This is a genomic window from Brevibacterium luteolum (assembly GCF_013004595.1).
GTDB lineage: Bacteria > Actinomycetota > Actinomycetes > Actinomycetales > Brevibacteriaceae > Brevibacterium > Brevibacterium luteolum.
Genome location: NZ_JABEMC010000001.1, coordinates 706,076 through 729,225, shown reverse-complemented (window position 1 = coordinate 729,225; position 23,150 = coordinate 706,076). Strand labels below are relative to the sequence as shown.

17 protein-coding genes and 1 pseudogene are annotated in these 23,150 nt (G+C 67.0%); 3 read left to right on the top strand and 15 right to left on the bottom strand.

The features are described 5' to 3' along the window. Positions 1-104: 104 nt before the first annotated feature. From HLA91_RS03385 to infC, 12 genes and pseudogenes are all read right to left on the bottom strand, one after another. Positions 105-2,459 (bottom strand): helix-turn-helix transcriptional regulator, encoded by a 2,355-nt coding sequence (locus HLA91_RS03385; protein WP_170273487.1) that lies wholly within the window; start codon positions 2,457-2,459, stop codon positions 105-107. A gap of 196 nt (positions 2,460-2,655) precedes the next feature. After that, positions 2,656-5,220, bottom strand: coding sequence for an AAA family ATPase (locus HLA91_RS03380; RefSeq protein WP_170273486.1), 2,565 nt, complete (start codon positions 5,218-5,220; stop codon positions 2,656-2,658). Positions 5,221-5,480: 260 nt separating this feature from the next. Next, positions 5,481-7,490 (bottom strand): ABC1 kinase family protein, encoded by a 2,010-nt coding sequence (locus HLA91_RS03375; protein ID WP_170273485.1) that lies wholly within the window; start codon positions 7,488-7,490, stop codon positions 5,481-5,483. A 31-nt stretch (positions 7,491-7,521) separates the two neighbouring features. Further along, complete coding sequence (locus HLA91_RS03370) at positions 7,522-8,355, bottom strand: SDR family NAD(P)-dependent oxidoreductase (RefSeq protein ID WP_170273484.1); 834 nt, start codon at positions 8,353-8,355, stop codon at positions 7,522-7,524. A 1-nt stretch (position 8,356) separates the two neighbouring features. Next, positions 8,357-10,876, bottom strand: coding sequence for a phenylalanine--tRNA ligase subunit beta (pheT, locus tag HLA91_RS03365; RefSeq protein ID WP_170273483.1), 2,520 nt, complete (start codon positions 10,874-10,876; stop codon positions 8,357-8,359). Next, complete coding sequence (gene pheS, locus HLA91_RS03360) at positions 10,876-11,919, bottom strand: phenylalanine--tRNA ligase subunit alpha (RefSeq protein WP_170273482.1); 1,044 nt, start codon at positions 11,917-11,919, stop codon at positions 10,876-10,878. The genes pheT and pheS overlap by 1 nt, the downstream gene beginning before the upstream one ends. A gap of 330 nt (positions 11,920-12,249) precedes the next feature. Further along, positions 12,250-13,150: pseudogene (panB, locus tag HLA91_RS03355) on the bottom strand (3-methyl-2-oxobutanoate hydroxymethyltransferase); the annotation flags it as partial. Between the two features lie 16 nt (positions 13,151-13,166). Continuing rightward, positions 13,167-13,772: a class I SAM-dependent methyltransferase gene (locus tag HLA91_RS03350; RefSeq protein ID WP_170273481.1), complete on the bottom strand. Its 606-nt coding sequence runs from the start codon at positions 13,770-13,772 to the stop codon at positions 13,167-13,169. Positions 13,773-13,778: 6 nt separating this feature from the next. After that, positions 13,779-14,654, bottom strand: coding sequence for a TrmH family RNA methyltransferase (locus HLA91_RS03345; protein ID WP_170273480.1), 876 nt, complete (start codon positions 14,652-14,654; stop codon positions 13,779-13,781). Positions 14,655-14,762: 108 nt separating this feature from the next. Beyond that, positions 14,763-15,152: a 50S ribosomal protein L20 gene (rplT, locus tag HLA91_RS03340; protein ID WP_102162653.1), complete on the bottom strand. Its 390-nt coding sequence runs from the start codon at positions 15,150-15,152 to the stop codon at positions 14,763-14,765. Between the two features lie 62 nt (positions 15,153-15,214). Then, positions 15,215-15,412, bottom strand: coding sequence for a 50S ribosomal protein L35 (gene rpmI, locus HLA91_RS03335; RefSeq protein ID WP_102162652.1), 198 nt, complete (start codon positions 15,410-15,412; stop codon positions 15,215-15,217). Between the two features lie 99 nt (positions 15,413-15,511). After that, a complete protein-coding gene (gene infC, locus HLA91_RS03330; protein WP_259845812.1) occupies positions 15,512-16,123 on the bottom strand; it encodes a translation initiation factor IF-3 in 612 nt (203 codons plus the stop codon). 452 nt (positions 16,124-16,575) lie between these two features. On the opposite strand from infC, the gene HLA91_RS03325 reads away from it, so the two are divergent. Beyond that, positions 16,576-16,959 (top strand): DUF1844 domain-containing protein, encoded by a 384-nt coding sequence (locus tag HLA91_RS03325; RefSeq protein ID WP_170273479.1) that lies wholly within the window; start codon positions 16,576-16,578, stop codon positions 16,957-16,959. A 39-nt stretch (positions 16,960-16,998) separates the two neighbouring features. Here the strand turns inward: HLA91_RS03325 and HLA91_RS03320 are convergent, their stop codons facing one another. After that, positions 16,999-18,351, bottom strand: a complete 1,353-nt coding sequence (locus HLA91_RS03320; protein ID WP_170273478.1) for a M20 family metallopeptidase — start codon at positions 18,349-18,351, stop codon at positions 16,999-17,001. Positions 18,352-18,483: 132 nt separating this feature from the next. Continuing rightward, positions 18,484-20,064: an AbgT family transporter gene (locus HLA91_RS03315; protein WP_170273477.1), complete on the bottom strand. Its 1,581-nt coding sequence runs from the start codon at positions 20,062-20,064 to the stop codon at positions 18,484-18,486. A 234-nt stretch (positions 20,065-20,298) separates the two neighbouring features. Here HLA91_RS03315 and HLA91_RS03310 point away from each other — a divergent pair, with 234 nt between their 5' ends. Together HLA91_RS03310 and HLA91_RS03305 are read left to right on the top strand one after the other, a co-directional pair. Next, on the top strand, positions 20,299-20,778 hold the full coding sequence (locus HLA91_RS03310) for a Fur family transcriptional regulator (protein ID WP_170273476.1): 480 nt from the start codon (positions 20,299-20,301) through the stop codon (positions 20,776-20,778). A gap of 76 nt (positions 20,779-20,854) precedes the next feature. Continuing rightward, on the top strand, positions 20,855-22,378 hold the full coding sequence (locus HLA91_RS03305) for a catalase (protein WP_170273475.1): 1,524 nt from the start codon (positions 20,855-20,857) through the stop codon (positions 22,376-22,378). A gap of 106 nt (positions 22,379-22,484) precedes the next feature. Here the strand turns inward: HLA91_RS03305 and udk are convergent, their stop codons facing one another. Next, complete coding sequence (gene udk, locus HLA91_RS03300; protein ID WP_170273474.1) at positions 22,485-23,117, bottom strand: uridine kinase; 633 nt, start codon at positions 23,115-23,117, stop codon at positions 22,485-22,487. Positions 23,118-23,150: the final 33 nt, after the last annotated feature.

Genomic DNA, 23,150 nt, shown 5'->3' with positions numbered 1-23,150 from the left:
GGGATGACCAGGTGGAGCTCCGCCGTCGCGGAGCATGCGAACACAGTGGTGTCCTGATCGCCGCGAAGATGGAACGGCTGTGCGCTCGGAAGCGCCCGGGAGGTTCAGCCCAGGTGGCTGCGGCGCAGCTCGCTGCGACGGCTGATGCCGAGTTTGCGGAACAGGCTGGAGCAGTGACCCTCAACAGTGCGCACGGAGATGCCGAGGCGCTTGGCGATCGTCTTGTTCGGAGTCTTGAGCAGAATGAGTTCGCCGATCTCACGTTCTCTGGGGGTGAGCACGTCGTCCGTGCTCGGCTGGATCGGTCCGTTTCTGCGCAGCTGTGCGACCGGCTGGCTGTCCCCGGTCCGCTCAGCGATATCGCGGATCCGCTGCTCAACAGCGCGTCCGGCACAGGCGGAGAGCGACATGAGTCCATTCCGCACGGCGACGAGAGTCGTGGCGTCATCGCTCTTGAAAGCCTGGGTGATCTGCGCGACAGCTGTCACCGAAGGGTCGTCAACGCCTGCGTCAACAGGTGACATGGCAGCAACGGTCGGCAGATCGCCGATGAGCAGGGCGCAGCCGCGCACCCAGCTCTCGGCGACGACGGATCGCTCCGCAGCGTGGTCGGCCAGCTCAGCCAGATCGGCCTTCGTTTCGGGGCTTCCGGTGTCGAGGTATTCGGCAGCGAAGCGCATCGCCCGAGCCGCCGTCCAGTCGGCGGGATCGGCATTGGGCAGGACGAGCTCGAGCTCGTCGATGAGCTGCTGCACCCGGGATGAGTCTCCGAGCGTTGAGGCGATGAGCGCGGCGAGGGCCAATGCGAGTGGCAGGAGCTGCTCGTCGTCGTGCCAGCGCAGGCAGGCGAGTGCACGCCGCACCGCGGTCTGTGCCCGCGGTGTATCGCATCTCCGAAACGCCTCCAGCGCGATCTCGAAGTCCATTCGTCCGCTCGTGGCGGACATGTGTGCCACGTCAGGGGCAGGAGCATATCGCGGCAGGACGCCGACTCGCAGCCGAATCGGATGGGCCATTTCGAGGATCATGGCAAAGGAGTGAGCGGCTGAACCCGGCTGTCCGAGCTCGGAGATGGTCTGCTCGATCTCATGTGCTTCCTCCTGCCTGCCGCGCATCACGGCACGTCGGCTGAGATAGACCAGAGTCAGGTCTCTCTGCAGCTGAGAGGCATCAGGATCGTCCACCGCAGCGCGGACGTCGTCGGGAATGTGATCCGGGGTGAACTTGCACAGGTCGAGTCCTGCTGTGATGACGGTGGTCAGCCGCTCGAACTCGGCTACCTCTGTGGGCTCGGTGAGAAGATAGCGCGCTGACGTGCGCCAGTCGGCCATCTGTGCTCGTGCCTGGTTGCAGGTATCGCCGCGTTTGAGCGCGACCCGGAGTCCCAGCATGAGGATGCGCAGGCATTCATAGAGTTCACCGGTGCACTCCAGGCTCAGCTCCACGAGGTCTTCGGCCGGCATGGTGTCACCGCATTCCAATCGAGCTGCTGCGAAATCGACTCGCGTGGCGAGGTCCCTGTCGTCATCGACGATCGGCGACAGCAGCTTCAGAGCGAGGTTCGGCTGGCGCTGGCTGAGAGCCTGCCGCGCTGCGGCCTGCGTTTCCGCAGGATCGACCGCAACATGTGCGTGCTGCGCCCATCTGACGTGATCGAGCGCGCTTCGGCGCGCGTACTCGCCCGTGACCGGGAAGTAGCGGCGGTAGAGGTCCTCGGCTTTGAGGGCAGAGATGCTCTGGCGCATGAGATCACGTGGCAGATGCAGGGGCAAGCGCACTTCGAACGGCGGGTCTGAGGCGACCTCAAGGATCCGGTAGTCAAGCAGCCGGTCCGTGGAACCGCCGTAGCCGACATCGATGAGCATGTCGAGAGGCAGAGGCCCGGCGAGAGTGACGAGGTCGAGGCAGTCACGGTCCTCGCACGACAACGAGGTCTTCCAGGTGCGGACCATATCTGCTGGGCGTCCGGAGAAGCAGAGCTCCCTGCCGCTGAGGATCCAGGTGCGGGAGCGGTTGACGATGACGCCCGACTCCTGCGCAGCGACCAGCAGCGCTTTGAGAATGCTGGGGTTGCGGCCGGAGGCAAGGGTGAAGAACTCGGTGACCCGTGTGGCCACGGTGCCGCCCAGAACGGAGTCGACGAGTTGGCTGCAGGCCTCTGCTGAGAGGACGTCGAGGTCGATGCGGACCATGACCCCATCAAGGACTGGCTGGGACAGAGCTCCGACGATATCGGCCTGCGGACGGACCATCGTGACAAGCCGGATCTCGCCCGCCGCCGCCAGCTGGGCCAGGACGGAGATGCTGTCCGAGTCGAGGTCGTGGCCGTTGTCAACGAAGATCACCGGTGCTGGCTGACCGGGTTCGCTCAGCGCTCGCACGACAGCGCGTTCGACATCCTCAGAGCTCGCGACAGCAGTGCCGTCGAGAAGCGGGGCGAGCGCGGCAAAGGGCTGCATGCGCTGGACACGATCAGCAGCCAGCCATTCAGCACGGCCTGTCGTACCGGTGAAGAGAGCACGCCCGAGCAGCGAAGTGCCGGTGCCCGGCGCACCAATGAGGAGCAGGCCACGAGTCTGACTGCCGTCGATCACTTCCCTGCCTGCTGCGAGTTCTTCGTCTCGTCCGAAGATGGAAATGCGCTCGGGCCGGCTGTCACGCAATCTCATCGCGGACCTGCCGTAGTTCTGCTCTGTTGGACACGCGCAGGCGTCGGTAGATCTTGCTCAGGTGCCATTCGACGGTGCGCGGCGAAAGGTGGAAACGGGCCCCCAGTTCAGCACTGCTGGCGCCGTCGGCGGCTGCTGCAGCGAGGGCTGTCTCGAAGTCGCTGAGCTTCATCGGCCCCGTGGCTCCGCCGGCGGGAAGACGAAGCATCCGGTAGGCCCGGCCGGACAGCGACCGGGCTCTGCGGGCCGTGGCTCGCGACCTGGCGGCCACGGCTCGGTCGATGGCCTGATCGGCCGCCCACTTGCACAGCACCACATCTCCCAGCGCCAGAGCATGTTCACTAGCGGTCAGGAGTTCGGTATGGGAATCGTCCACGATGCCCTTGCCGAGCGCCCGGCACAGCTGCGCCAGCTGACCCAGCTCAGAGTCGAGGACGGTGAGCAGGTGCTGGGCTGCAGAACGGCAGCCTAAGCGTGTGGCCTGCACATAGCGCTGCGCGGCCAGGGTCCGCGCCCCGGCTTCCTCCAGCTCCTCACCGGCATGCAGCAGCTGCTCGGCAGCAGTCGCGGCATCACGCAGGCCGAGAGCCATCGAGGCGAAGAGCGCAGCCTCGGCCTCGACAGTCCACTCGCTCGCCGGTGTCACGCACCCGGCATCGCTTGCGGACTCCTCCGTGCCGATGCCGGCCATGCGCTGGGCGAACAGCTGGGCCGCCTCCGCGAGTCCGCAGTGTCCGTACGGATCGTCCATCCTGAGTTCGACCACCGTCGGGGTGAGCTCCTGCAGCGCTTTGTCGATCTGCCCGCTGCGCACCTGCGCCAATCCAGTGGTGACCTTGGCAGCACCCGTGGACTTGGGAATGGTGCGCACCACCTCCGCAAGTTCGCGTGCTGCACGGAAATCGCCGGCCAGATACGTGGAGCGGAACAGTCGGCTGAGGATCTCCAAGCGGATGCAGACCGGTTCCTCGCCCATCTGCTCAAGCATCGATCTGGCACGGGAGACGCAGTTGAGGCCCGCAGCGATCTCACCGCTGATGACCAGCGGTTCACTGCGCAGCGCCACAGCCCGTGCACGTTCCGTCAGCGTGTTGCCGGTCTCTGCGTAGACGGCGTGGGCCCGCTCAGCCGCTGCCGCAAAGCGGCGGGCCCGCAGGTCGTAGTCGGCTAAGGCGATATCGACAACCGGACTGTTCTCGGATCGGCGCAGCTGGTCGAGGTCGGCTGGCAGCGGCCCGCCCATCGACGCCAAGAGCAGCTGCTGGGCAAGTGCCACATCGGCTGCTCGCCGGTCGCCGCAGCCGCGCAGCTCTCTGGCGAGGGACTGTGCCTCGATGTGCCAGTCGAACGCCATGCAGGTCATGAGCCGGTCAGCCCGGATGCGCGGCATTGTGCTTCCGTAGAGCTTGTCCAGGAGCGCCAAGAGCCGGGAATCACCGACCGTGCGGGCTCGCCGCGAGGCAGCGGCGGCGACGTCGGGAGCGGGTTTCTCCCCCACACTCAATGCCCAGTGGGCACAGGGTACGAGCGACTGCGCAGGAAGCTCGTGCAGACTGACAACCGAGGTGAACCTCTGCCACAGGCTGCGGCGGCGCGCTGGCGGCACAGTCGCGGCGACAACCGCAGAGGTGCTGTCCTGATCGAGAGCGACGAGCGTGCCGGGGCCTGGGATGATGCGCAGCAGCCCGCGTTCAAGCAGCTCGGTGATCTGCTCTTCCTGTCCGAGGACGCGCAGGGCGGAGTAGGCGATGGCTCCGGCAAGAGCGACGAAGTCGACGATGTCCCGGCTGGATGGGTCGAGCTGGTCGAGCCGGCTGTCCAGGTCAGCAGGTTTGAGGCCGGTGGCCTCCGGAGCTTCGCGCAGGATGGCCACGCCGTCGTGCACGACCAGGTTCCCCGACTGCTTCTGGTCGCTGGCCAGCAGCTTGAGCATCCGCGGGTTTCCTGCCGAGAGCGCTGTCAGCATGCCGACGGCGTGCGGGCTGACCGGCACGCCGAGCATGTGGTTGAGCAGCCGCGCAGCCGCATCGTCGTCCAGGCCGCCCAGATCGACCCGCGTGACGAGCCCGGCGGTCCACAGACTGGCCAGGATGTCGTTGAACGGCGAGACCACAGCAAGGGCGACGAGCAGATGCGCCTGGTGTGCGCGTGCGAACTGATTGAGGAACGAAGCGGTGTGATCGTCGAGGAAATCGGCGTTCTCGACGACGATGATGAGCCGCGACTGTCCGGCCAGCGCACGGATGGCTCGCCCGGCAACAGCATGGATCGTCACCGGATTCAGCGGCACGTCAACGTCGGCATCGGTCAGCAACGGCCGCAGGACACCGTAAGGTCGCTCTGCCTGAAGCTCGCTGCAGGCCAATCGCACGGCAGTGATGTCGGGGCCGAGACGCTGGAGCACGGCGGAGATGAGGGCGGATTTGCCGATGCCCGGTGGGCCGACGACGAGCGATCCGAGCAGGCCCGGTTCGCTGAGAGAGCGGAGAACGCGTTCGATCTCCTCTTCGCGTCCCGCGAGAGCGGCGCCGGTGCCCGACAGTGGTGGCACGGAATCTGCCGATAACGCCATGCGCACCTCCGCGTTTAGCCGTATTCATCAACTGCAGGACGTGCCGCAAGATTGAGAGTGGGAAGTGCGACACAAACTTCTGCGGTTATTTTATATAAAACAAAAGTACTTTAATGTCAATAAAAGACGCAACTATGAGTTCATCCACATCGTCATCATGTGCTACGCCACGACCGGGCGAAGCGAACGAGCTGAGAGGTTATGCGGTACCGTGCACAGAGTTTGAGAGGATGCGCAGGCTACTTGAATCTTCTCGTCGCCAGCGCCGGCGCCAACACCACTGCGGCGAGCACGAAGCCGCCGAGCAGCACCCACGCGCCGAAGTAGGTGAACAGCTTGAGATCCGGTGCCAGCGGCGGGCCGAAGTCAGCAGACATCATGACGACGCCGCCGAGGATGAGGGCGGTGGCGATGATGACCTGAACCAGCTGATCGACCGTCGTGCGCACGAGGTTCTTAATGAGGTCGATGTTGAGGCCGCTGGTGCCGATGTCGAGGGTGCCGTCCTCCAGGTGCTGGGCGATCCGGCTGATCTGGGCCGGCAGCGAGGCGAGCATCGGGGCGTTCGCGGTGAAATACAGGTCGGCATGGCCGAGGCTGTCGCGGAAGCTCACTGCCCCGCGCATGAGCGTGTCGCTGTGAGCGCGCACCAGATCGAGCAGGTCGATCGTCGGGTCGAGCTTCTTGAGGCTGCCCTCCAGCGTGGAGATCGCCCGGAATGCATCAGCAACGGCGGCTGGCAGTTCGAAGCCGTTGTCGACGACGAAGGACAGCAGTTCGGAGAACATCGCCGATGAGCTTCCGGAACCACCGTCGAACTGCAGCATGATCTGGCCGATCTCGCGCTGCAGCAGCCGGATGTCAACACCGACGGGGGCCCCGAACAGGTCGAGGATCGCGGTGGTGGCGGCCTGCGAGTTCTGCCGTTCGAAGGCCATGAGCAGCAGGGCGATGTCGCGGCGGTCGCGCATGTCGAGGCGGCCGACGTTGCCGAAGTCGATGAGCCCGAGGCGTCCGGCCGGGTCGATGAGGATGTTGCCGGCGTGCAGGTCGGCGTGGAAGACGCCCTTATGCAGCACCTGGCGGGCGACGGTCATGAAGAGCTGGTCGGCTGCCTCACGGCGGGCGATCATCGACAGCTTCTCCACCAGGTCGCCTGCCTTGGACAGCGGGATGCCGTCGACGCGTTCGAGGACGATGACGCGTTCGCTGCTGAGTTCGGGGTACACGCGCGGGACGTCGACGAGCGGCTGTCCGTCGGGGCCGTGCGGCCAGCCGTTGCCGTGGTGCTGGGCGGCCTCACGCAGCAGCTCGGTGTTGCGCACCTCGGTGCCGTAGTCGAGCTCTTCGCCCAGCGATTCGATGAAGCCGCGCGCGATCGAGCGCACGCCGATCTTCTTCGCCCACCCTGTCCGGTTGTGGGCCTGGTCGGCCAACGCGCGGATGATGTCGGAATCAGCGCGGACCTGTTTGCGCAGGTGCGGGCGCTGGACCTTGACGACGACCGGGGTGCCGTCGGGCAGCTTGGCCGCGTGGACCTGGGCGACCGAGGCGGCAGCCAGCGGGGTTTCATCGAAGGAGGAGAACACCTCGTCGACGGGCCTGCCGAAGGAGCGCTCGAGCACTGGGCGGATCTGGTCGAAGTCGACCGGCGGCACATCGGACTGCAGCTTAGAGAACTCCTCGACGAACTCCTGGGGCACGACATCGGAGCGGGTGGCGATGAACTGGCCGAGCTTGACGAAGGTGACACCTGCGGCGGCGAACGCCTCGGCGGTGGTGCGCGCGATCTCGCGCATGGAGACCTTCAGGGTCGGGATTCGCGGGCGCAGGTAGCGGGCGAATCCGTAGCGCAGCAGGATGCGCTGGATCTGGGACACGCGGCTGACCCGCCGGTAGAGCACCGGCAGGCGCACGATCTGGCGCATGACCGAGGAGAAGGTGCCGGTCGGCAGCACGAGTTCGATGGCCAGCAGCAGGAACATTTGGATGACGATGAGCCAGGCGAAGATGAGCAGGAAGACCATGACGGCCGGGAAGCTCATCTCGATCCACGGGATCTGCCCGCCCTGGGAGATGCCGAGCAGCTCGTAGCCCTGCAGGGTGATCGGCCACAGGGACATGCCCATGACGAGCGAGACGATCGTGTTGCGCAGCGTCCCGGTGCCGACGGTGATCGTCCGGCGCACGAGCACGCCGACGATGACGGCATTGAGCAGACCGAGGAGGATCGAGTAGAGCACGTTCATGTTCGTCTGCCTTCCCCGTGTCTGTCCAGCTTCAGCGGATGTCCATCTCCGTGATCAGCTTACGGGCTTGTGATCCGGCTGCGGGGATCTGCTGGCTGAGCGTTTCTGCAGTGTCGTGACCTACGCGGATGTAGCGGCCGGTCCACCCGTCAAGCTCACCGGAGGCTGCTGCGAGCGCCAGCGCGGCGAGCTCGGCAGGCGAGGTCCAATCATCGTCGGTGCGCCAGTCGTGCATCGGCATCGAGGCGGTCATGTCCGAGCGGATGACGCCGGGTGCCAGTTCGAAGATCTTCAACCCCTTCTCGTCGCCGAAGTGGACGACGGAGTCGGCGATCCGGAACAGCGCAGCCTTCGATGCTGAGTAGGCGCCGTAGGCCGGGGTGCCCTGCGCGCCGGATCCGGAGTTGAGGTCGATGATGCGGCCCGGCTGCCCGGTCGCCTCGGCCGTGGCGATGAGGACCGGGGCGAAGGCGTTGATCATGAGCAGTGGCCCGATGACATTGGTGCCGATGACCCCGACGAGGGAGGCCGGGTCGGCTTCCCACAGCGGTCCTTCGCTCGATTCGACCCGTCCGGCGTTGTTGATGAGCACCCCGAGACGCGCTCCAGTGGCCTGGGCATGTGCCTCGATGTCACCGCGCAGCGCGGCAACGGAGTCCGGCTGGGAGACGTCGACGCCAAATCCGGTGACCGTGCCCGAGGTCTCGGCGGCGATCTCAGCGGCAGCCGCCTGGGCACGGTCGGCGTCGGTGGCGGTGATCGCCACCGGGTAGCCGGCTTCAGCGAACCCGGTTGCCAGGATCCGGCCGATGCCGCGTGATCCCCCGGTGATGAGGGTCAGCGGGCGGGTGGTCTCAACAGTCATCTCAGCTCCTCACCTCGGCGCCGAAGCGCTCGGCGGCCACGGCGGTGGCGGCCTCGCGCAGCGCGGAGGCCTCGTCGGCGGTCATCGTGCGGTCCGGGGCGCGGAAGGTCAGCCGGAAGGCCAGCGACTTCTTGCCCTCGGGCACCTGGTCGCCTGCGTAGAGGTCGAAGAGCTCGACGTTCTCCAGTTCGGTTCCCGCACCTTCGCGCAGCGCGTCGGCCACCGCCGAAGCAGGGGTCGACTCGTCGACGAGCAGGGCGACGTCCTGCCGGGAGACCGGATAGGTCGAGAGCACCCCGGCCCAGGCGCGGGTGTCGGACTGGGTCAGCAGCGCATCGAGGCTGACCTCGAAGGCGACCGTGCGGGCGGGCAGGTCGAGGGTCTCGCAGACCTTCGGGTGCAGCTCGCCGGCGTGGCCGAAGTGGGTACCATCGGCGAAGTCGAAGCGTGCGCAGCGTCCCGGGTGGTAGGGGGCGATCTGGTCGGCTGACACGGTGAGTTCGAGTCCGCAGGAGGCGGCGATCCGGTGCACCGTGTCGATGACATCGGAAACATCGGCCTTCCGGCCGGCGCCGAGCACTCCGGGGGGTTCGACGTAGCCTGCCATGATGCCGGCGAAATGGTACGGCTGGGCCGGCACCGAGGCGAAGATCGCCGCCAGTTCGTCCTCGCTCGGGTGGTAGCCCGGGGCGTAGGACTCGACTGGTGCCAGTTCGGTCGTCTCCGGCTGGGTGACGAGCCCGGCTTCGAAGATCGCGATGTCCTTGAAGCCGCGGCCGAGGTTGCGGGCGGCTGCGTCGACGAGGGTGGCGAGCAGGTGGGTGCGCATGAGCGGCTGGTCCTCGGCCATCGGGTTGGCCAGCCGGATGTTCATGCGGCGCGCGTCGCCTTCCGGGATCCGCAGGGCGTCACTGCGGGCGTCCGAGGTGAACGGGTAGGTCAGCACCTCGGTGTAGCCGAGCGCGGTCAGCAGGTTCGAGATCCGCCGCCGGGCGGCCTGGGCGGCGTTGAGGCCCTTGCCGCCGGGGGCCACCGGCAGCACCGACGGGATCCGGTCGTAACCGCCGGCCCGGGCGATCTCCTCGACGAGGTCGACGTCGTCGGTCAGGTCGGCCCGCCACGTCGGGACGGTGACCTCCAGGATGTCGGCTTCGGGGTTGGTGACCTGGCAGCCGACGGCGCAGAGCAGCCGGACGATGTCCGCGCGGCTGTCGTCGGTGCCCAGCCGCCGGTTGGGCAGGTCGGCTGCAAGCCTGACGGTCCGGGCCTGCGGCTCGTCACCGGCGATGGTGACAGCGGTTTCGAGGGTGCCGCCGCCGAGTTCGACGAGCAGGTCTGCGCAGCGCTTGGCTGCGACTGGGCCGAGGGCGGGGTCGACGCCGCGTTCGAAGCGGCGGGCGGCCTCGCTCGGCAGCCGGTGTCTCCGGGCGGTGCGGGCGATCGAGATCGGGTCGAAGTGGGCGGCCTCGATGAGGATGTTGCGGGTCTCGGGGCCGACTTCGAGGTCGGCTCCGCCCATGACGCCGGCCAGGCCGATGATCCGGCTCTCACCTGCAGCACCGCCTTCGTCGGTGATGAGGAGGTCCTCGGGATCGAGGGTGCGGGTGACATCGTCGAGGGTGGTGAGCTTCTCCCCTGCCTGCGCGCGGCGCACGACGATCTTCTCACCGAGGGCGTCGCGGTCGTAGGCGTGCAGCGGCTGGCCGAGTTCGAGCATGACGTAGTTGGTGACGTCGACGCTCAGGCTGATCGGGCGCATGCCGGCTTCGGTGAGCCGGCGCTGCATCCAATACGGGGTCTGGGCGCTCGGGTCGATGCCGGTGACCTGCAGGGCGGTGAACCGGTCGCAGCCGGGCACGCCGTGGATCGGTGCGTCATCAGCCAGTTCGACCGGGTATCCGTCGTCGGTGGGCTCCGGTGCCGGCTGGTCGGCTGGATCAGTGAAGTCCTGGCCTTTGAGCATCGCGAATTCGCGGGCGATGCCGCGCATCGACAGTTGGTATCCGCGGTCGGGGGTGACGTTGACGTCGAGGGTGACTCGGTCGAGGCCGAGCAGTTCCCGTGCGTCGTCACCGGGTTCGCCGGTCAGCCCGAGCCGGGTGAGGACGATGATGCCCTCGTGGTCCTCGCCGAGGCCGAGCTCCTTCGATGAGCAGATCATGCCGTCGGAGATGTGTCCGTAGGTCTTGCGGGCGCTGATGGCGAAACCGCCGGGCAGCACCGCGCCGGGCAGGGCTGCGACGATGAGGTCGCCGGCTTCGAAGTTGTGGGCACCGCAGATGATGCCGCGCGGTTCGTCCTCGCCGACGTCGACCTGGCACCAGTTGACGGTCTTGCCGTTGGAGTGGGTCTCCTTCTCCAGTTCGATCACCCGGCCGACGACGAGCGGGCCGGTGACCTCAGGGGCGATGAAGTCCTCTTCCTCCAGGCCGATGCTGGCCAGTTCGGCAGCGAGGACGCGCGGGTCGTCGACGACGGAGAGGTCGACGTAGTCGGCGAGCCATTCGAGTGGGACGAGCATCAGGCATTCACTCCAAACCGTGCTGAGAACCGCAGGTCGCCTTCGACCATGTCGTGCATATCGTTGATGCCCTCCTGGAGCATGAGCGTGCGCTCGATGCCCATGCCGAAGGCGAAGCCCTGGTAGACGTCCGGGTCGATGCCGGCCGAGCGCAGCACGTTCGGGTGAACCATGCCGCAGCCGCCCCATTCGATCCAGCCGGGACCGCCGACCTTGTTGGGGAACCAGAAGTCCATCTCGGCGCTCGGCTCGGTGAAGGGGAAGAAGCTCGGGCGCAGCCGGGTGCGCGATTCGGGTCCGAACATCGCGCGGGCGAACTCGTCGAGGGTGCCCTTGAGGTGGGCCATGGTGAGGTTCTTGTCGATCGCGATGCCCTCAACCTGGTGGAACACCGGGGTGTGGGTGGCATCGAGCTCATCGGTGCGGAAGGTCTTGCCCGGGCACACCACGTACAGCGGGGCGCCGCGTTCGAGCAGCGAGCGCGACTGCACCGGCGAGGTGTGGGTGCGCAGCACGAGGCCGGCTTCGGCGGGCTCGACGAAGAAGGTGTCCTGCATCTGGCGGGCCGGGTGGTCGGGACCGAAATTCAGGGAGTCGAAGTTCAGCCACTCGGATTCGACCTCGGGGCCTTCGGCGACCTCCCAGCCGTGGCCGATGAAGTGGTCGGCGATGCGCTCCTGGATGAGCTGCAGCGGATGGCGGGCACCACCTCGGCGGCGGGCCGAGGGCAGGGTGACGTCGATCGCCTCGGCGACGAGCACCTCGGCGTCGCGCTGCTCTTCGAGCGCTGCCAGGCGCGCGTCATGGGCCTTCTTCACCTGTCCGCGGGACTGACCGACGAGCTTGCCGGCAGCGGCCTTCTCGGACTTGTCGAGCCTGCCGATCTCCCGATTCGCCAACGCCAGCGGCGCCTTGTCGCCCATGTGGGCCAGGCGGGCGGTCTTGAGCTCATCGAGGTTCGAGGCGGCATCGAACGCCGTCAGCGCGGCCTCAACGGCGGCGGCGACGGCGGACTCATCGCGCGGATCGACTGGCGCAGACATCTGCCTTCTTTCTGTTAGCGGACTCTCCATCGCATCCCGCGCATCCTGGCGCAGGAGCAGACCACGAGCCAGTCTAACGAACCGGGCACCGGTGCGTAGCCGCGTCCCAACGGTGTTGCCTCACCGCGTTCGCCTGCCTAGTGTCGGAGCATGGACTCCAGCTCCGCGCAGCCTGCTGCCGCCTCCCCCGCATGGTTCGACGACAACCGCCGCAACTGGGACGACCGGGCCGTGCTGCACGCGGCGTCCGGCTATGGCATCCAGGCGCTCATCGACGATCCGCAGGCGATCCCCGACACGCTGGCTCGTGACGGTGCCGGGAGCGGCTGAGAAGGTGTGCTCGGCTGCGGGAAATGCCCCGGATTCGACGTCGGAGGCGTAGGCGCGGGCGGCATCGAGCAGCGTGGAGCGCAGGTCGGCGTGCTGTTTGACGAAGCGCGGCATCCGCCCGCCGCGCAGTCCGGCCATGTCCTGCCACACGAGCACCTGCGCATCGCAGTCGGCTCCGGCGCCGATCCCGATCGTGGGAATCGACAGCGTCTCGGTGATCGCTGCCGCCGCCTGACCGGGGACCATCTCGAGGACGACGGCGAAAGCACCGGCGGCCTCAACAGCGCGAACAGTGGCGAGGAGCTCCTGGGCGGCGTCTCCGCGGCCCTGCACGCGGTAGCCGCCGAGCTGATGCTCGGCCTGCGGAGTGAAGCCGATGTGTGCCATGACGGGGATGCCGCCGACGGCGAGCTTCTCGATCTGCGGCACCATCTCAGTGCCGCCTTCGAGCTTGACGGCGTGGGCGCCGGCCTCCTTCATGAAGCGGGCGGACGTGGCGAAGCACTGCTCAGGTGATTCCTGGTAGGAGCCGAAGGGCAGGTCGGCGACGACAAGCGCGCGCCGGGTGCTGCCGGTCACGGCCCGCACGAGCGGGATGAGCTCGTCGACGGTGACCGGCAGCGTGATCTCGTAGCCGTAGACGTTGTTGGCCGCCGCATCCGACGAGCAGGACCGGGATGCCGGCTTCGTCGAAGAGCCCGGCGCTCAGCTGATCATAGGAGGTCAGCATCGCCCACTTGGAGCCCTGCTGCTTGTACTCCTGCAGGTGACGGATGCGCACGCGCCCGGCCGGTTGCGGGCTGGCAGGCGTCTGCGGCTGGGCGGAGCCCTGGCGTGTGCCGGTTCCGCTGCCGGATCCGTAGGGTGATGGCTGCTCGGTCACGGTGCTCCTCGGCTCGATGGGCGTCCGGTTCCGTCTACGGACTCAGACGAGCACCGGCAGGCGGCTCCCTCCATCTGAGCTCGTAGCGCCACAGCGGCAGCCGGCGGAACTCTGCACCCGGCAGCAGCCGGGCTGCCGTACGGCGCACCTGGGCATACGTGTGCGGTGGCGGCCAGCAGGTGGGTGCCGGGTCCGTCTGCCAGCCGTGGCGGACCACCTGGAAGCGGTGCACGACAGCACCGGCGGCGTGGATGAGGTGATCGCTCGGCCGGGTCGGCCGGGCCAGGCCGATGACGATGAGCGTCCCGCCGTCAGCGGTGAGGCGGGCCAGCCGTCTGAGCGCAGCGGTGAGATCGGGCAGATGGTGCAGGACGGCCGCGCTGATGACAGCATCGAAAGCGGTGCCGAAGTCGTAGGTGAGCACGTCACCGGTGATCCATGTCAATCCCGGCACGCGCGGGTTCGCAGCCAGGTCAGCGGCACGGTCGATGGCGGTGACGTCATATCCGGCGGCGACCAGCGTCCGTGCGAGCTGTCCGGCTCCGGCACCGGCGTCGAGCACCGTCTGCGCCTCTGACGGCAGGGATGCGAGGATCCGCCGGTGGTAGTGGACGTTGTGGTTCCAGCTGCCTGCGCTCATGCCGGCTCACAGCAGCTGGCTGCGGGCGGATTCGTAGATGCAGATGCTTGCGGCAGTGGCGAGGTTGAGGCTCTCAGCCCGGCCGTAGAGCGGGATCTGCACAGCCGAATCGCACAGCGCCCGGTCGGATTCGGGCAGGCCGTGGGCTTCGCTGCCGAACACCCACAGGGTCGGGCGGCTGAGGTCGAGGCCGGTGTCCCAGGGCACGTGCAGGTCATGTGCCGGCGGATGGGCGTCAGCGGCGAGCACCTGCTGGCCGCGGGCGCGGGCGAGCTCGGTCACCTCGGACAATCCGACACCGGTGACGATCGGCAGGTGGAAGATCGATCCGGCAGTCGAGCGGACGACCTTCGGATTGAAGGCATCGACGCTGTTGGAGGTGATGATGATCCCGTCAGCGCCGGCGGCATCGGCGACGCGGATGACGGTGCCGGCGTTGCCGGGGTCGCGGACCTGGGAGAGCACGACGAGCAGCCGGGCCTTCGCGGTCACCACCGATGTCAGTTCGGGGGTGCGCTGTTCGCAGCTGAGCACGACGCCCTGGCTGGCGACGGTGTCGGAGATGAGCGGCAGCAGCTCGTCGGCGATCTGGCGCAGGCGCACCCGCCGCTGGGCCGCGAGTTCGAGCAGGTCGGGGTGGCGCTCGGCGGACTCAGCGGTCATGAAGGCGTCGACGATCGGCGCGTCCTGGGCCAGTGCCTCGCGGACTGCCTGGGGTCCTTCGACGAGGAAGTGGCCGGTCTTGTTCCGCCATGGGCGTTTGAGCAGCTTGCCGGCCTCTTTGATCCGCTTGGACTGCGGGGAGGTGAGCACGGGGCCGGTGAGGCCGGGATGGACGGGCAGATCGGCAGGCTGCGGGGAGCCAGGGCGTGTGGGGGCCATGGCACCACCCTACCTGCAGACAGCACTCAGCCCCGGGGGATTCCCGGGGCTGAGTGGGTGCGGTCTGTCACCGCTGCGGCCGTCGCCCGGCCGCGGAGTTCAGCTGCGTCAGGCTGCCGAGGTCTTGGCGGCGTTGACGTCGGAGGGCAGGGCCTCCTTGGCGACCTTGACGAGCGAGGCGAAGGTCGCTGCGTCGTTGACCGCGAGCTCGGCGAGCATGCGGCGGTCGACCTCGACTCCAGCGGCCTTGAGGCCCTGGATGAAGCGGTTGTAGGTCATGCCGTTGGCGCGGGCACCAGCGTTGATGCGCTGGATCCACAGGCGACGGAAGTCGCCCTTGCGGGCTCGGCGGTCACGGTAGCTGTAGACCAGCGAGTGGATGACCTGTTCTTTGGCCTTGCGGTACAGGCGCGAGCGCTGACCGCGGTAGCCGGACGCACGGTCGAGAATGACCTTGCGCTTCTTCTTGGCGTTGATCGCCCTTTTCACACGTGCCACGTGTACTCCTTATGAAATCGGTGCGCGCACAGCGGTGCGCTCGGGCAGCGAGCCCGGTGTCGTCAGGCCTTGCCCAGAAGCTTGCGAGCCTTGGCTGCGTCGCCGCCGGTCATGACCTGGTCGACGGACAGGCGGCGCTTGCGCCGCGAGGACTTGTGCTCGGCCAGGTGGCGCTTGTTCACGCGCTCACGCATGACCTTGCCGCTGCCGGTGATGCGCATGCGCTTCTTGGCACCGCTGTGGGTCTTCTGCTTCGGCATAGTGCCGTCTCCTTATCGTTCTCCAGCGCAGCCGGGCCCGAGGTGGGGGCTGGCGCTGCACGGTGTGCTTCCCGGCCGTGGGGCCGGCAGGCACCAAACTTACGCGTCGGCCTCGGCGTCGCGCTTCTCTGCCTTGGCCTGTGCTTCGCGCTCGCGGCGGGACTTCACCTCGGCGCTGGCGCCCTTGGCTCCGCGGGATGCCTTGCGGGATTCCGCCTTGGCATCTGCCTTGGAGCGCACGGGCGCGATGACCATCACCATGTTGCGGCCGTCCACCCGGGGGGCGGATTCGACTGTGCCGAGATCGGAAACATCCTCAGCCAGCCGGTTGAGCAGCTTGATGCCCATCTCGGGGCGGGACTGCTCACGTCCGCGGAACATGATCATGACCTTGACCTTGTCGCCGCCGTTGAGGAAGCGGGAGACATGGCCCTTCTTGGTCTCGTAGTCGTGCTCATCGATCTTCAGTCGGAACCGGATCTCCTTGAGAGCCGTGTTGGCCTGGTTCTTCCGGGCCTCGCGTGCCTTCTGCGCCGATTCGTACTTGAACTTGCCGTAGTCCATGAGCTTGACCACAGGCGGCTTGGCCTGGGGTGCAACCTCTACAAGGTCGAGATCGGCTTCGCGGGCGAGGTCGAGCGCCTTGCGGATGGCGACGATTCCGACCTGTTCCCCGTTGGGTCCGACGAGACGGACCTCGGGGACCCGAATCCGATCATTGATACGCGGCTCGCTGATGTGCTCGCTCCTTCTTCAGCAGATGATGATCACGACCGCTGAACGGGAAAAGGCCCCCTTCAGCGCATGCGAAGGGAGCCCAGACGAACGAACTGCGGATACAACGCCGCATCGGCCAGCGCAGTGCCGGCCGTCATTCGAACCCGATCACCAGTGATGATCCAGGTGGGAGCTGAGCTCCACTTTGCACGAAGTTCAGTGTACTACCCGATGCAGCGAAGTGCACATCGGGTTGTGGATACAGCATGTCAGACGGCCGATTCACTCGCGCAAACGTGCGAAGCGCACGCGCGCGGGTGTGCCTGACCACGCGCGGACGTGGTCTGAGCGGACGCACCTGGCCTGAGGGAGGGCTCAGCGGACGCACCTGGCCTGTGGGAGGGTTCATATTGGCCGGCCCGCACCCGTGTGGGAAGCTGGTGGGCATGACCGACGCATCTTCGCATTCTGAGTTCCAGCCCGATTCTGCCCATGAGCAGGCTGCCCGCGACATCGCCGAGGTGCCGGCGCTGGAGATCATATCCTCTGCCGCACTGCACCTCATGAGCGCTGCAGCGATCAAGTGCGGGCTGAGCGAGGACACCGAGACGCAGAAGGCCGCCGACCTCATCGACCTCGACGAGGCGCGCAAGCTCATCACCTCGCTGGCCGGGCTCGTCACCGCTGCCGCCCCGGAGATCGGCAACCACCACGCCCGCCCGCTGCGCGACGGGCTGCGCAGCCTGCAGCTGGCCTTCCGTGAGGCCTCGGCGATCCCCGATGCTCCCGGCCAGGGGCCCGGCGAGAAGTTCACCGGCCCGGTCTCCTGAGACCGCGGGCCCCGAGGTTCCCAGTTGCCCCCAGAGGCCTCAGCCGAACATCTCTGAGACCCGCAGCACTCCCCCGGCGTCCTCGAACTCCTGCCTGACTGCCTCGGCGAGCGCATCGTCGAATAGGAAGTCGAGCGCAACTCCGGCGAGCCCGTAGGCGCCGTCGAGGACCCCGGTCTCGGCGGACTCGGACGCGGCCGCCTCGGCGAAGCCGCGGGTGTGCAGAGCGGTCTCCGCGTCTGCGATCCGCAGCATCGGGTGGATGCCGGGAACGAGGTAGCTGACATTGCCGAAGTCCGTCGACGCCGCCAGGCTGTCGCTCACGACCCCGCGCGGCAGGGGTGCCCGGCCGCGCTCCTGCTGGCGGATCGACCAGCGGCCGGTGAGCGCCTGATTGGCACGCACCGGCATGCTCGGCGGGTGCTTGTCCCACCGCACCTCGACCCCGCAGCCGGTCATGAGCGCCGCCCCGCGGGCGATGTCCTCGACCCGCTGGGAGAGATCCATCAGGGTCTCAGGCTCTGCGGAGCGGACATAGATGCTCACACGCGCCGATTCGGTGATGATCGACGGCCGATCCCCTCCCTCGGGGACCGCGGCGTGCACCCGGTCGATGGGCAGCATCTGCTGCCGCAGGAGCCCGATTCCCTGGTACAGCAGCGAGGCGGCGTCAAGGGCATTGCGGCCCATGAAGGGCTGGGCGGAGGCGTGGGCGGCGACACCGGTGAACTCGACGTCGAGGAGGCGCCGGCCGATCCACAGCACGTCAGCGGCGTCGTATCCGGCCGGATGCAGCATGATCGCGGCATCGAGGTCCTCGAAGGCCCCCGCCTGGGCCATGTACTCCTTGCCGGTATGCCCCTCCTCGGCCGGGGTGCCGAGCAGCACGACCTGGCCGGGAAGCTCGTCCTCACGCCCGGCATAGGCGCGCGCGATGGCGAGGAACGCACCGACACCGGTGGCGGCGATGACGTTGTGCCCGCAGGCGTGGCCGATATCGGGCAGGGCATCGTATTCGGCGCAGATGCCGATCGTGCGCCGGCCGCTCGGCCCGAAGCGGGCGCACAGGGCGGTGTCGAGGCCGTAGGCGCCGCGCTCGACCTCGATGCCGGCGGCCTTGATCTGGGCGGCGATGCGGCCAGCGGAGCGGTGCTCCTCAAAGGCGAGCTCGGCATAGCCGTAGATGTCACCTGCGAGGCTCAGCAGCTGCGGAGCGAGCGCGTCGACGGCCGCACGCACATCAGCCGTCGCCTCGGCCGGGGCGCCGGTGAAGGCGCTGCCCGGCGGGTCGGCGGCAGCGGCGCGAGCGGCCATCTCGGCCTTGAGCAGGTTGAGGTAGGTGGGGTCGGGGACCGTCGGCTGACTGCCGGGTGCGGGGTGCGGGTCGGACATGGGCTGTGCTTCTCCTCTTCGTGCCACCGGGATCGCCGGCGGCAGCGGGTCGGGCAGGCGCGTGTCTTCCCAGGCTACCGAGGCCATGGTGCGGCGGCGACGTCACCGGCACCTCCGCCTCGGCAGCGGGGATCAGAGCTGGATCGGGTTGCCCGGCCCCAGCGGCAGGTCGAGGAAGAACCACAGGGCGAGCATGCCGAGCCAGGCGAGCCAGAACGGGATGACGAAGGGCAGCATGCGCGACATCAGGGTGCCGATGCCGGCGTCGGGCTGGTAGCGGCGCATGAGTCCCAGCAGCACGATCATGTACGGGTTGAGCGGGGTGATGATCTGGGTGGCGGAGTCGCCGACGCGGAAGGCCGCCTGGGTGAAGGCCGGTTCGTAGCCGATGAGGGCGAACATCGGGACGAAGACGGCGGCCATGAGCGTCCACAGCGAGGACCCGGAGATGATGAGCAGGTTGAGGCAGGAGGCGAGCGCGACGAAGCCGATGATCGCCACGAAGCCGGTCAGCTCCATCGCCTCGAGTGCCGCAGCGCCCTTGACGGCGGTCCAGGAGCCGATGCCGGTCCAGTTGAACAGGGCGATGAACTGCCCGAGGATGAACGCCAGCACGAGGAAGGACATCATGTCCTTAAGCGCCTGGCCCATCATCGTGACGATGTCGTTCATCTTCGTGATCGCCTTCGACACGATGCCGTAGACGACGCCGTTGGTGAAGAAGACGATGAACACGATGAACACGATCGAGTCGAGCAGCGGTGAGGTCGGCAGGAAGCCGCCTTCCTCATTGCGCCACGGCGAGTTCGGAATGAGGAAGGCGAAGAGCAGCAGGGCTGCCAGCAGCACGGTGGCGATGCCGGAGGCGATGAGCGCCTTCTTCTCGCCGGCGTCGAGGTAGGGCGAGAGCTCGTCGTCGCGGGAGTGGACGCTGCCGTCCTCGTCGATCTCGGTCTCCTCTCGCGGGGTCTTGGTGCGCTCGAGCTGGGGTTCGAGGATCTTGTCGATGATGAAGCCAGCGATGAGCGAGAGCACGATGGCCGAGCAGACGTTGAAGAAGTAGTTCGAGACCGGGTTGACTGCCGCGTAGTCCTGGCCGGGCAGGGATTCCATCACCGCGGTGGTGATGCCGGCGAACAGCGCGTCGAGTGAGGTCGGGAAGATGGAGGTCGAGTAGCCGGCGCCGGTGGCGGCGAAGCCGCCGAGCAGGCCGGCGACCGGGTGACGGCCGGCGGCTTTGAAGACGAGGGCGGCCAGCGGGGGGATGATGATGAAGGCTGAGTCGCCCATGACGGAGAAGCTCACGCCGACGAAGGCGACTGCGTAGGGCAGCATCCAGCGCGGGGCGGAGCCGAAGGTAATGCGCACGAGCGCGGCGAGCATGCCGGTCTTCTCGGCCACGCCGACGGCCAGCAGCAGGGGCAGCACGGTGGCCAGCGGCGGGAAGCCGACGTAGTTGGCGCCGATGTTGGCGGTGAACCACGCCATGCCCTCACCGGTGAACAGGCCCTTGATGACGACTTCCTCGTCGCTGCCGGGCAGGGAGACCTTGACGCCGGAGAGCGCCATGAAGGTCGAGATGATGCCGGTGATGACGAAGAGGCCGAGAAACAGGGTGAAGGGTTCAGGCAGCTTGTTGCCGATGCGCTCGACGGTGTCGAGGAAGCGCTGGCCGATGCCCGGCTTCTCTGGCGCCTGGGCGGATGTCGACATGGGGACTCCTGGGGGTGAGCATGTGCGTCGCGGATGTGTCCCCAGACACACTAAACGAGATCATCTGCGAAGACATGCCCGAGGCGGCACATTCCGGGCCTGCCGGCCAAAACCACCCGGCGTATCTCACACCGTGAGAGGAACCCGGGCGACCAGGGGGATTTCATGACTGCAACATGCGGAGTTCAGCGAACCATTTCTTGAGTCATTCCAAATTACTGTTAGACTGAGGGCATGTCTTCACCGACACCTGCTGAGACGATCCGGGCGGCTGGCCTGCGGGTGACCGCACCGCGCCAGGCGGTCTTCGAAGTGCTCGCCGAACGGACTGATCATCCTGACGTCGAACAGATCACGACGAACACCCGGGCGCGCATCGGAAAGGTCTCCCACCAGACCGTTTACGACGTGCTCTCAGCTTTCGAGCGCGCCGATCTGGTGCGCTGCATCGATCCTGCTGGGTCGGTCGCTGCCCGCTATGAGCTGCAGCGTCACGACAATCACCATCACCTCGTGTGCCGGTCGTGCCATCACATCCAGGATGTGCCGTGCCGGACCGAAGGTGTGCCGTGCATGCACCCTGCTGAGCACTTCGGCTTCTCTGTGGAGCTGGCCGAAGTTGTCTACTGGGGGCTGTGCGATCGGTGCCAGGCCGCTGCTGCAGGAGCTGATCAGCCCGCAGCGACGGCGTCCGTCGAGCAGTCGGCTGGCTAGAACAAGCAACCACTCCACCGCAACCCCATGTGCGTCGGCGTGCACACGCGCCAGGCACTTCACTTCAGGAGGACGTGTGACTGAGAAATTCACGACCAATGACTTCGGCATCCCGGTCGGCAGCGATGAGCACTCGCTGACCGTCGGTCCGAACGGCCCGATCCTGCTGCAGGATCACTACCTCATCGAGAAGCTCGCCCATTTCAACCGCGAGCGCGTCCCGGAACGCGTGGTGCACGCTAAGGGCGGCGGTGCCTTCGGTAAGTTCACCGTGACCAACGACGTCTCGAAGTACACCCGCGCTGCTGTGTTCCAGCCGGGCACCGAGACCGAGGTGCTCACCCGCTTCTCGACCGTCGCCGGTGAGCAGGGCTCGCCTGACACCTGGCGCGATCCGCGTGGTTTCGCCGTGAAGTTCTACACCACCGAGGGCAACCTCGACATCGTGGGCAACAACACCCCGATCTTCTTCATCCGCGATGCCATCCAGTTCCCGGACTTCATCCATTCGCAGAAGCGGATGAGCGATTCGGGTCTGCGCGATCACAACATGCAGTGGGACTTCTGGACCCAGGTTCCGGCCTCGGCCCACCAGGTCACCTACCTCATGGGCGATCGCGGCATCCCGCGGTCGTGGCGTGAGCAGAACGGCTACGGCTCCCACACCTTCCAGTGGGTCAACGCCGAAGGCGAGCGCTACTGGGTGAAGTACCACTTCAAGTCCAACCAGAAGGACGAGTTCATCGAGAAGTACGGTCACGAGGGCTTCTCGGCCGAAGAGGCTGATGAGATGGCCGGCATCGACGCCGACTTCCACCGTCGCGACCTGTTCGAGGCCATCAAGGCCGGCAACTTCCCGTCGTGGCGTCTGATGGTCCAGATCATGCCGTACGAGGATGCGAAGACCTACCGCTTCAACCCGTTCGACGTCACGAAGATCTGGCCGCATGAGGACTACCCGCTGACCGAGGTCGGCGTGATGGAGCTCAACCGCAACCCGGAGGACTTCTTCTCCGAGATCGAGCAGGCTGCCTTCGCACCGTCGAACCTGGTTCCCGGTACCGGCCTGAGCCCGGACAAGATGCTCATGGGACGCATCTTCGCCTACGCCGATATCCACCGCTACCGCATCGGTGCGAACTACGCACAGCTGCCGGTCAACCGTCCGAAGGCCGCTGTCAAGCACAGCTACTCGAAGGACGGCAGCATGTCCTACGAGAACTACCCGAAGGACCAGCCGGTCTACGCGCCGAACTCCTACGGCGGCCCGCACGCCGACGCCTCCCGCACCACCGAGAACAACCTTCTCGATGTCGATGGCGACGTGATGCGCTCGGCCCCGACGCTGCGCGAGGATGACGACGACTTCTCGCAGGCAGGCGCCCTCGTGCGCGAGGTGATGGACGATGCCGCGCGCGACCGTATGGTCGGCAACATCTCCGGTCACCTGCTCAACGGAGTGAGCGAAGAGATCCTCGTGCGTGCCTTCCAGTACTGGAAGAACGTCGACGCTGATCTCGGTGCTCGTGTCGAGAACGTCGTGCGTGCCGCGCAGAAGGAGAACGCCGGCACCGACGGCACCATCAACAAGCCGAGCTGATCGGCTCACGGTGCAGGCGGCTGGCTGCCTGCGGTGAATGACGGCGGGGCCGGTGTCCAGGAGAGATCCTGGCACCGGCCCCGCTTCGTGTCTCCCGGCAACCGCCTCAGCCGGTTGCCGCTGACGATCCGATGCTGCTGTCGATGTGCCGGATGAGCATGTCGAGGGCCACGAGGTTGTGCCCGCCTTCGGGCACGATGAGGTCGGCACGGCGCTTGGCTGGCTCGACATAGAGCTCGTGCATCGGCTTGACCGTCTTGAGGTACTGCTGTTCGACCGATTCGAGGGTGCGTCCGCGTTCGATGACATCGCGTTTGATCCGGCGCAGGATCCGCACATCGGCATCGGTGTCGACGAACAGCTTGATGTCGAGCAGGTCAGCCAGCTCCGGTTCGGAGAAGATGAGGATGCCTTCGACGATGAGGACCGGTGCCGGTTCGATGCGGATGGTCTCTGACGAGCGGTTGTGGTCGGCGAAGTCGTAGACAGGGCAGTCGACGGCCTGCCCGCTGATGAGAGTGCGCAGCTGCTCGATCATGAGGGCGGTGTCGAACGCGTCGGGAGAGTCGAAGTTCAGCGCGGCCCGCTCGTCATAGCTGAGCCCGTCATGCTGCTTGTAGTAGTTGTCGTGATAGATCACGGAGGTCTGTCCGGCGAAGCGCTCGATGAGCGCGCGTGTCAGCGTCGTCTTTCCGCTGCCGGTGCCGCCGGCAATACCGATGGTGAATGATCGGCTCACGATTCTTCTCCCCCGTCTGATGATCCGTCCCAG

Coding starts and splice junctions, on each gene's coding strand:
- HLA91_RS03345 (WP_170273480.1), bottom strand. CDS start 14,654: ATGGCCCCCACACGCCCTGGCTCCCCGCAGCCTGCCGATCTGCCCGTC.
- HLA91_RS03325 (WP_170273479.1), top strand. CDS start 16,576: ATGACCGACGCATCTTCGCATTCTGAGTTCCAGCCCGATTCTGCCCAT.
- HLA91_RS03385 (WP_170273487.1), bottom strand. CDS start 2,459: ATGCAGCCCTTTGCCGCGCTCGCCCCGCTTCTCGACGGCACTGCTGTC.
- pheS (WP_170273482.1), bottom strand. CDS start 11,919: ATGTCTGCGCCAGTCGATCCGCGCGATGAGTCCGCCGTCGCCGCCGCC.
- HLA91_RS03370 (WP_170273484.1), bottom strand. CDS start 8,355: ATGACTGTTGAGACCACCCGCCCGCTGACCCTCATCACCGGGGGATCA.
- rpmI (WP_102162652.1), bottom strand. CDS start 15,412: ATGCCGAAGCAGAAGACCCACAGCGGTGCCAAGAAGCGCATGCGCATC.
- HLA91_RS03315 (WP_170273477.1), bottom strand. CDS start 20,064: ATGTCGACATCCGCCCAGGCGCCAGAGAAGCCGGGCATCGGCCAGCGC.
- pheT (WP_170273483.1), bottom strand. CDS start 10,876: ATGCTCGTCCCACTCGAATGGCTCGCCGACTACGTCGACCTCTCCGTC.
- HLA91_RS03310 (WP_170273476.1), top strand. CDS start 20,299: ATGTCTTCACCGACACCTGCTGAGACGATCCGGGCGGCTGGCCTGCGG.
- HLA91_RS03350 (WP_170273481.1), bottom strand. CDS start 13,772: ATGAGCGCAGGCAGCTGGAACCACAACGTCCACTACCACCGGCGGATC.
- HLA91_RS03375 (WP_170273485.1), bottom strand. CDS start 7,490: ATGAACGTGCTCTACTCGATCCTCCTCGGTCTGCTCAATGCCGTCATC.
- HLA91_RS03320 (WP_170273478.1), bottom strand. CDS start 18,351: ATGTCCGACCCGCACCCCGCACCCGGCAGTCAGCCGACGGTCCCCGAC.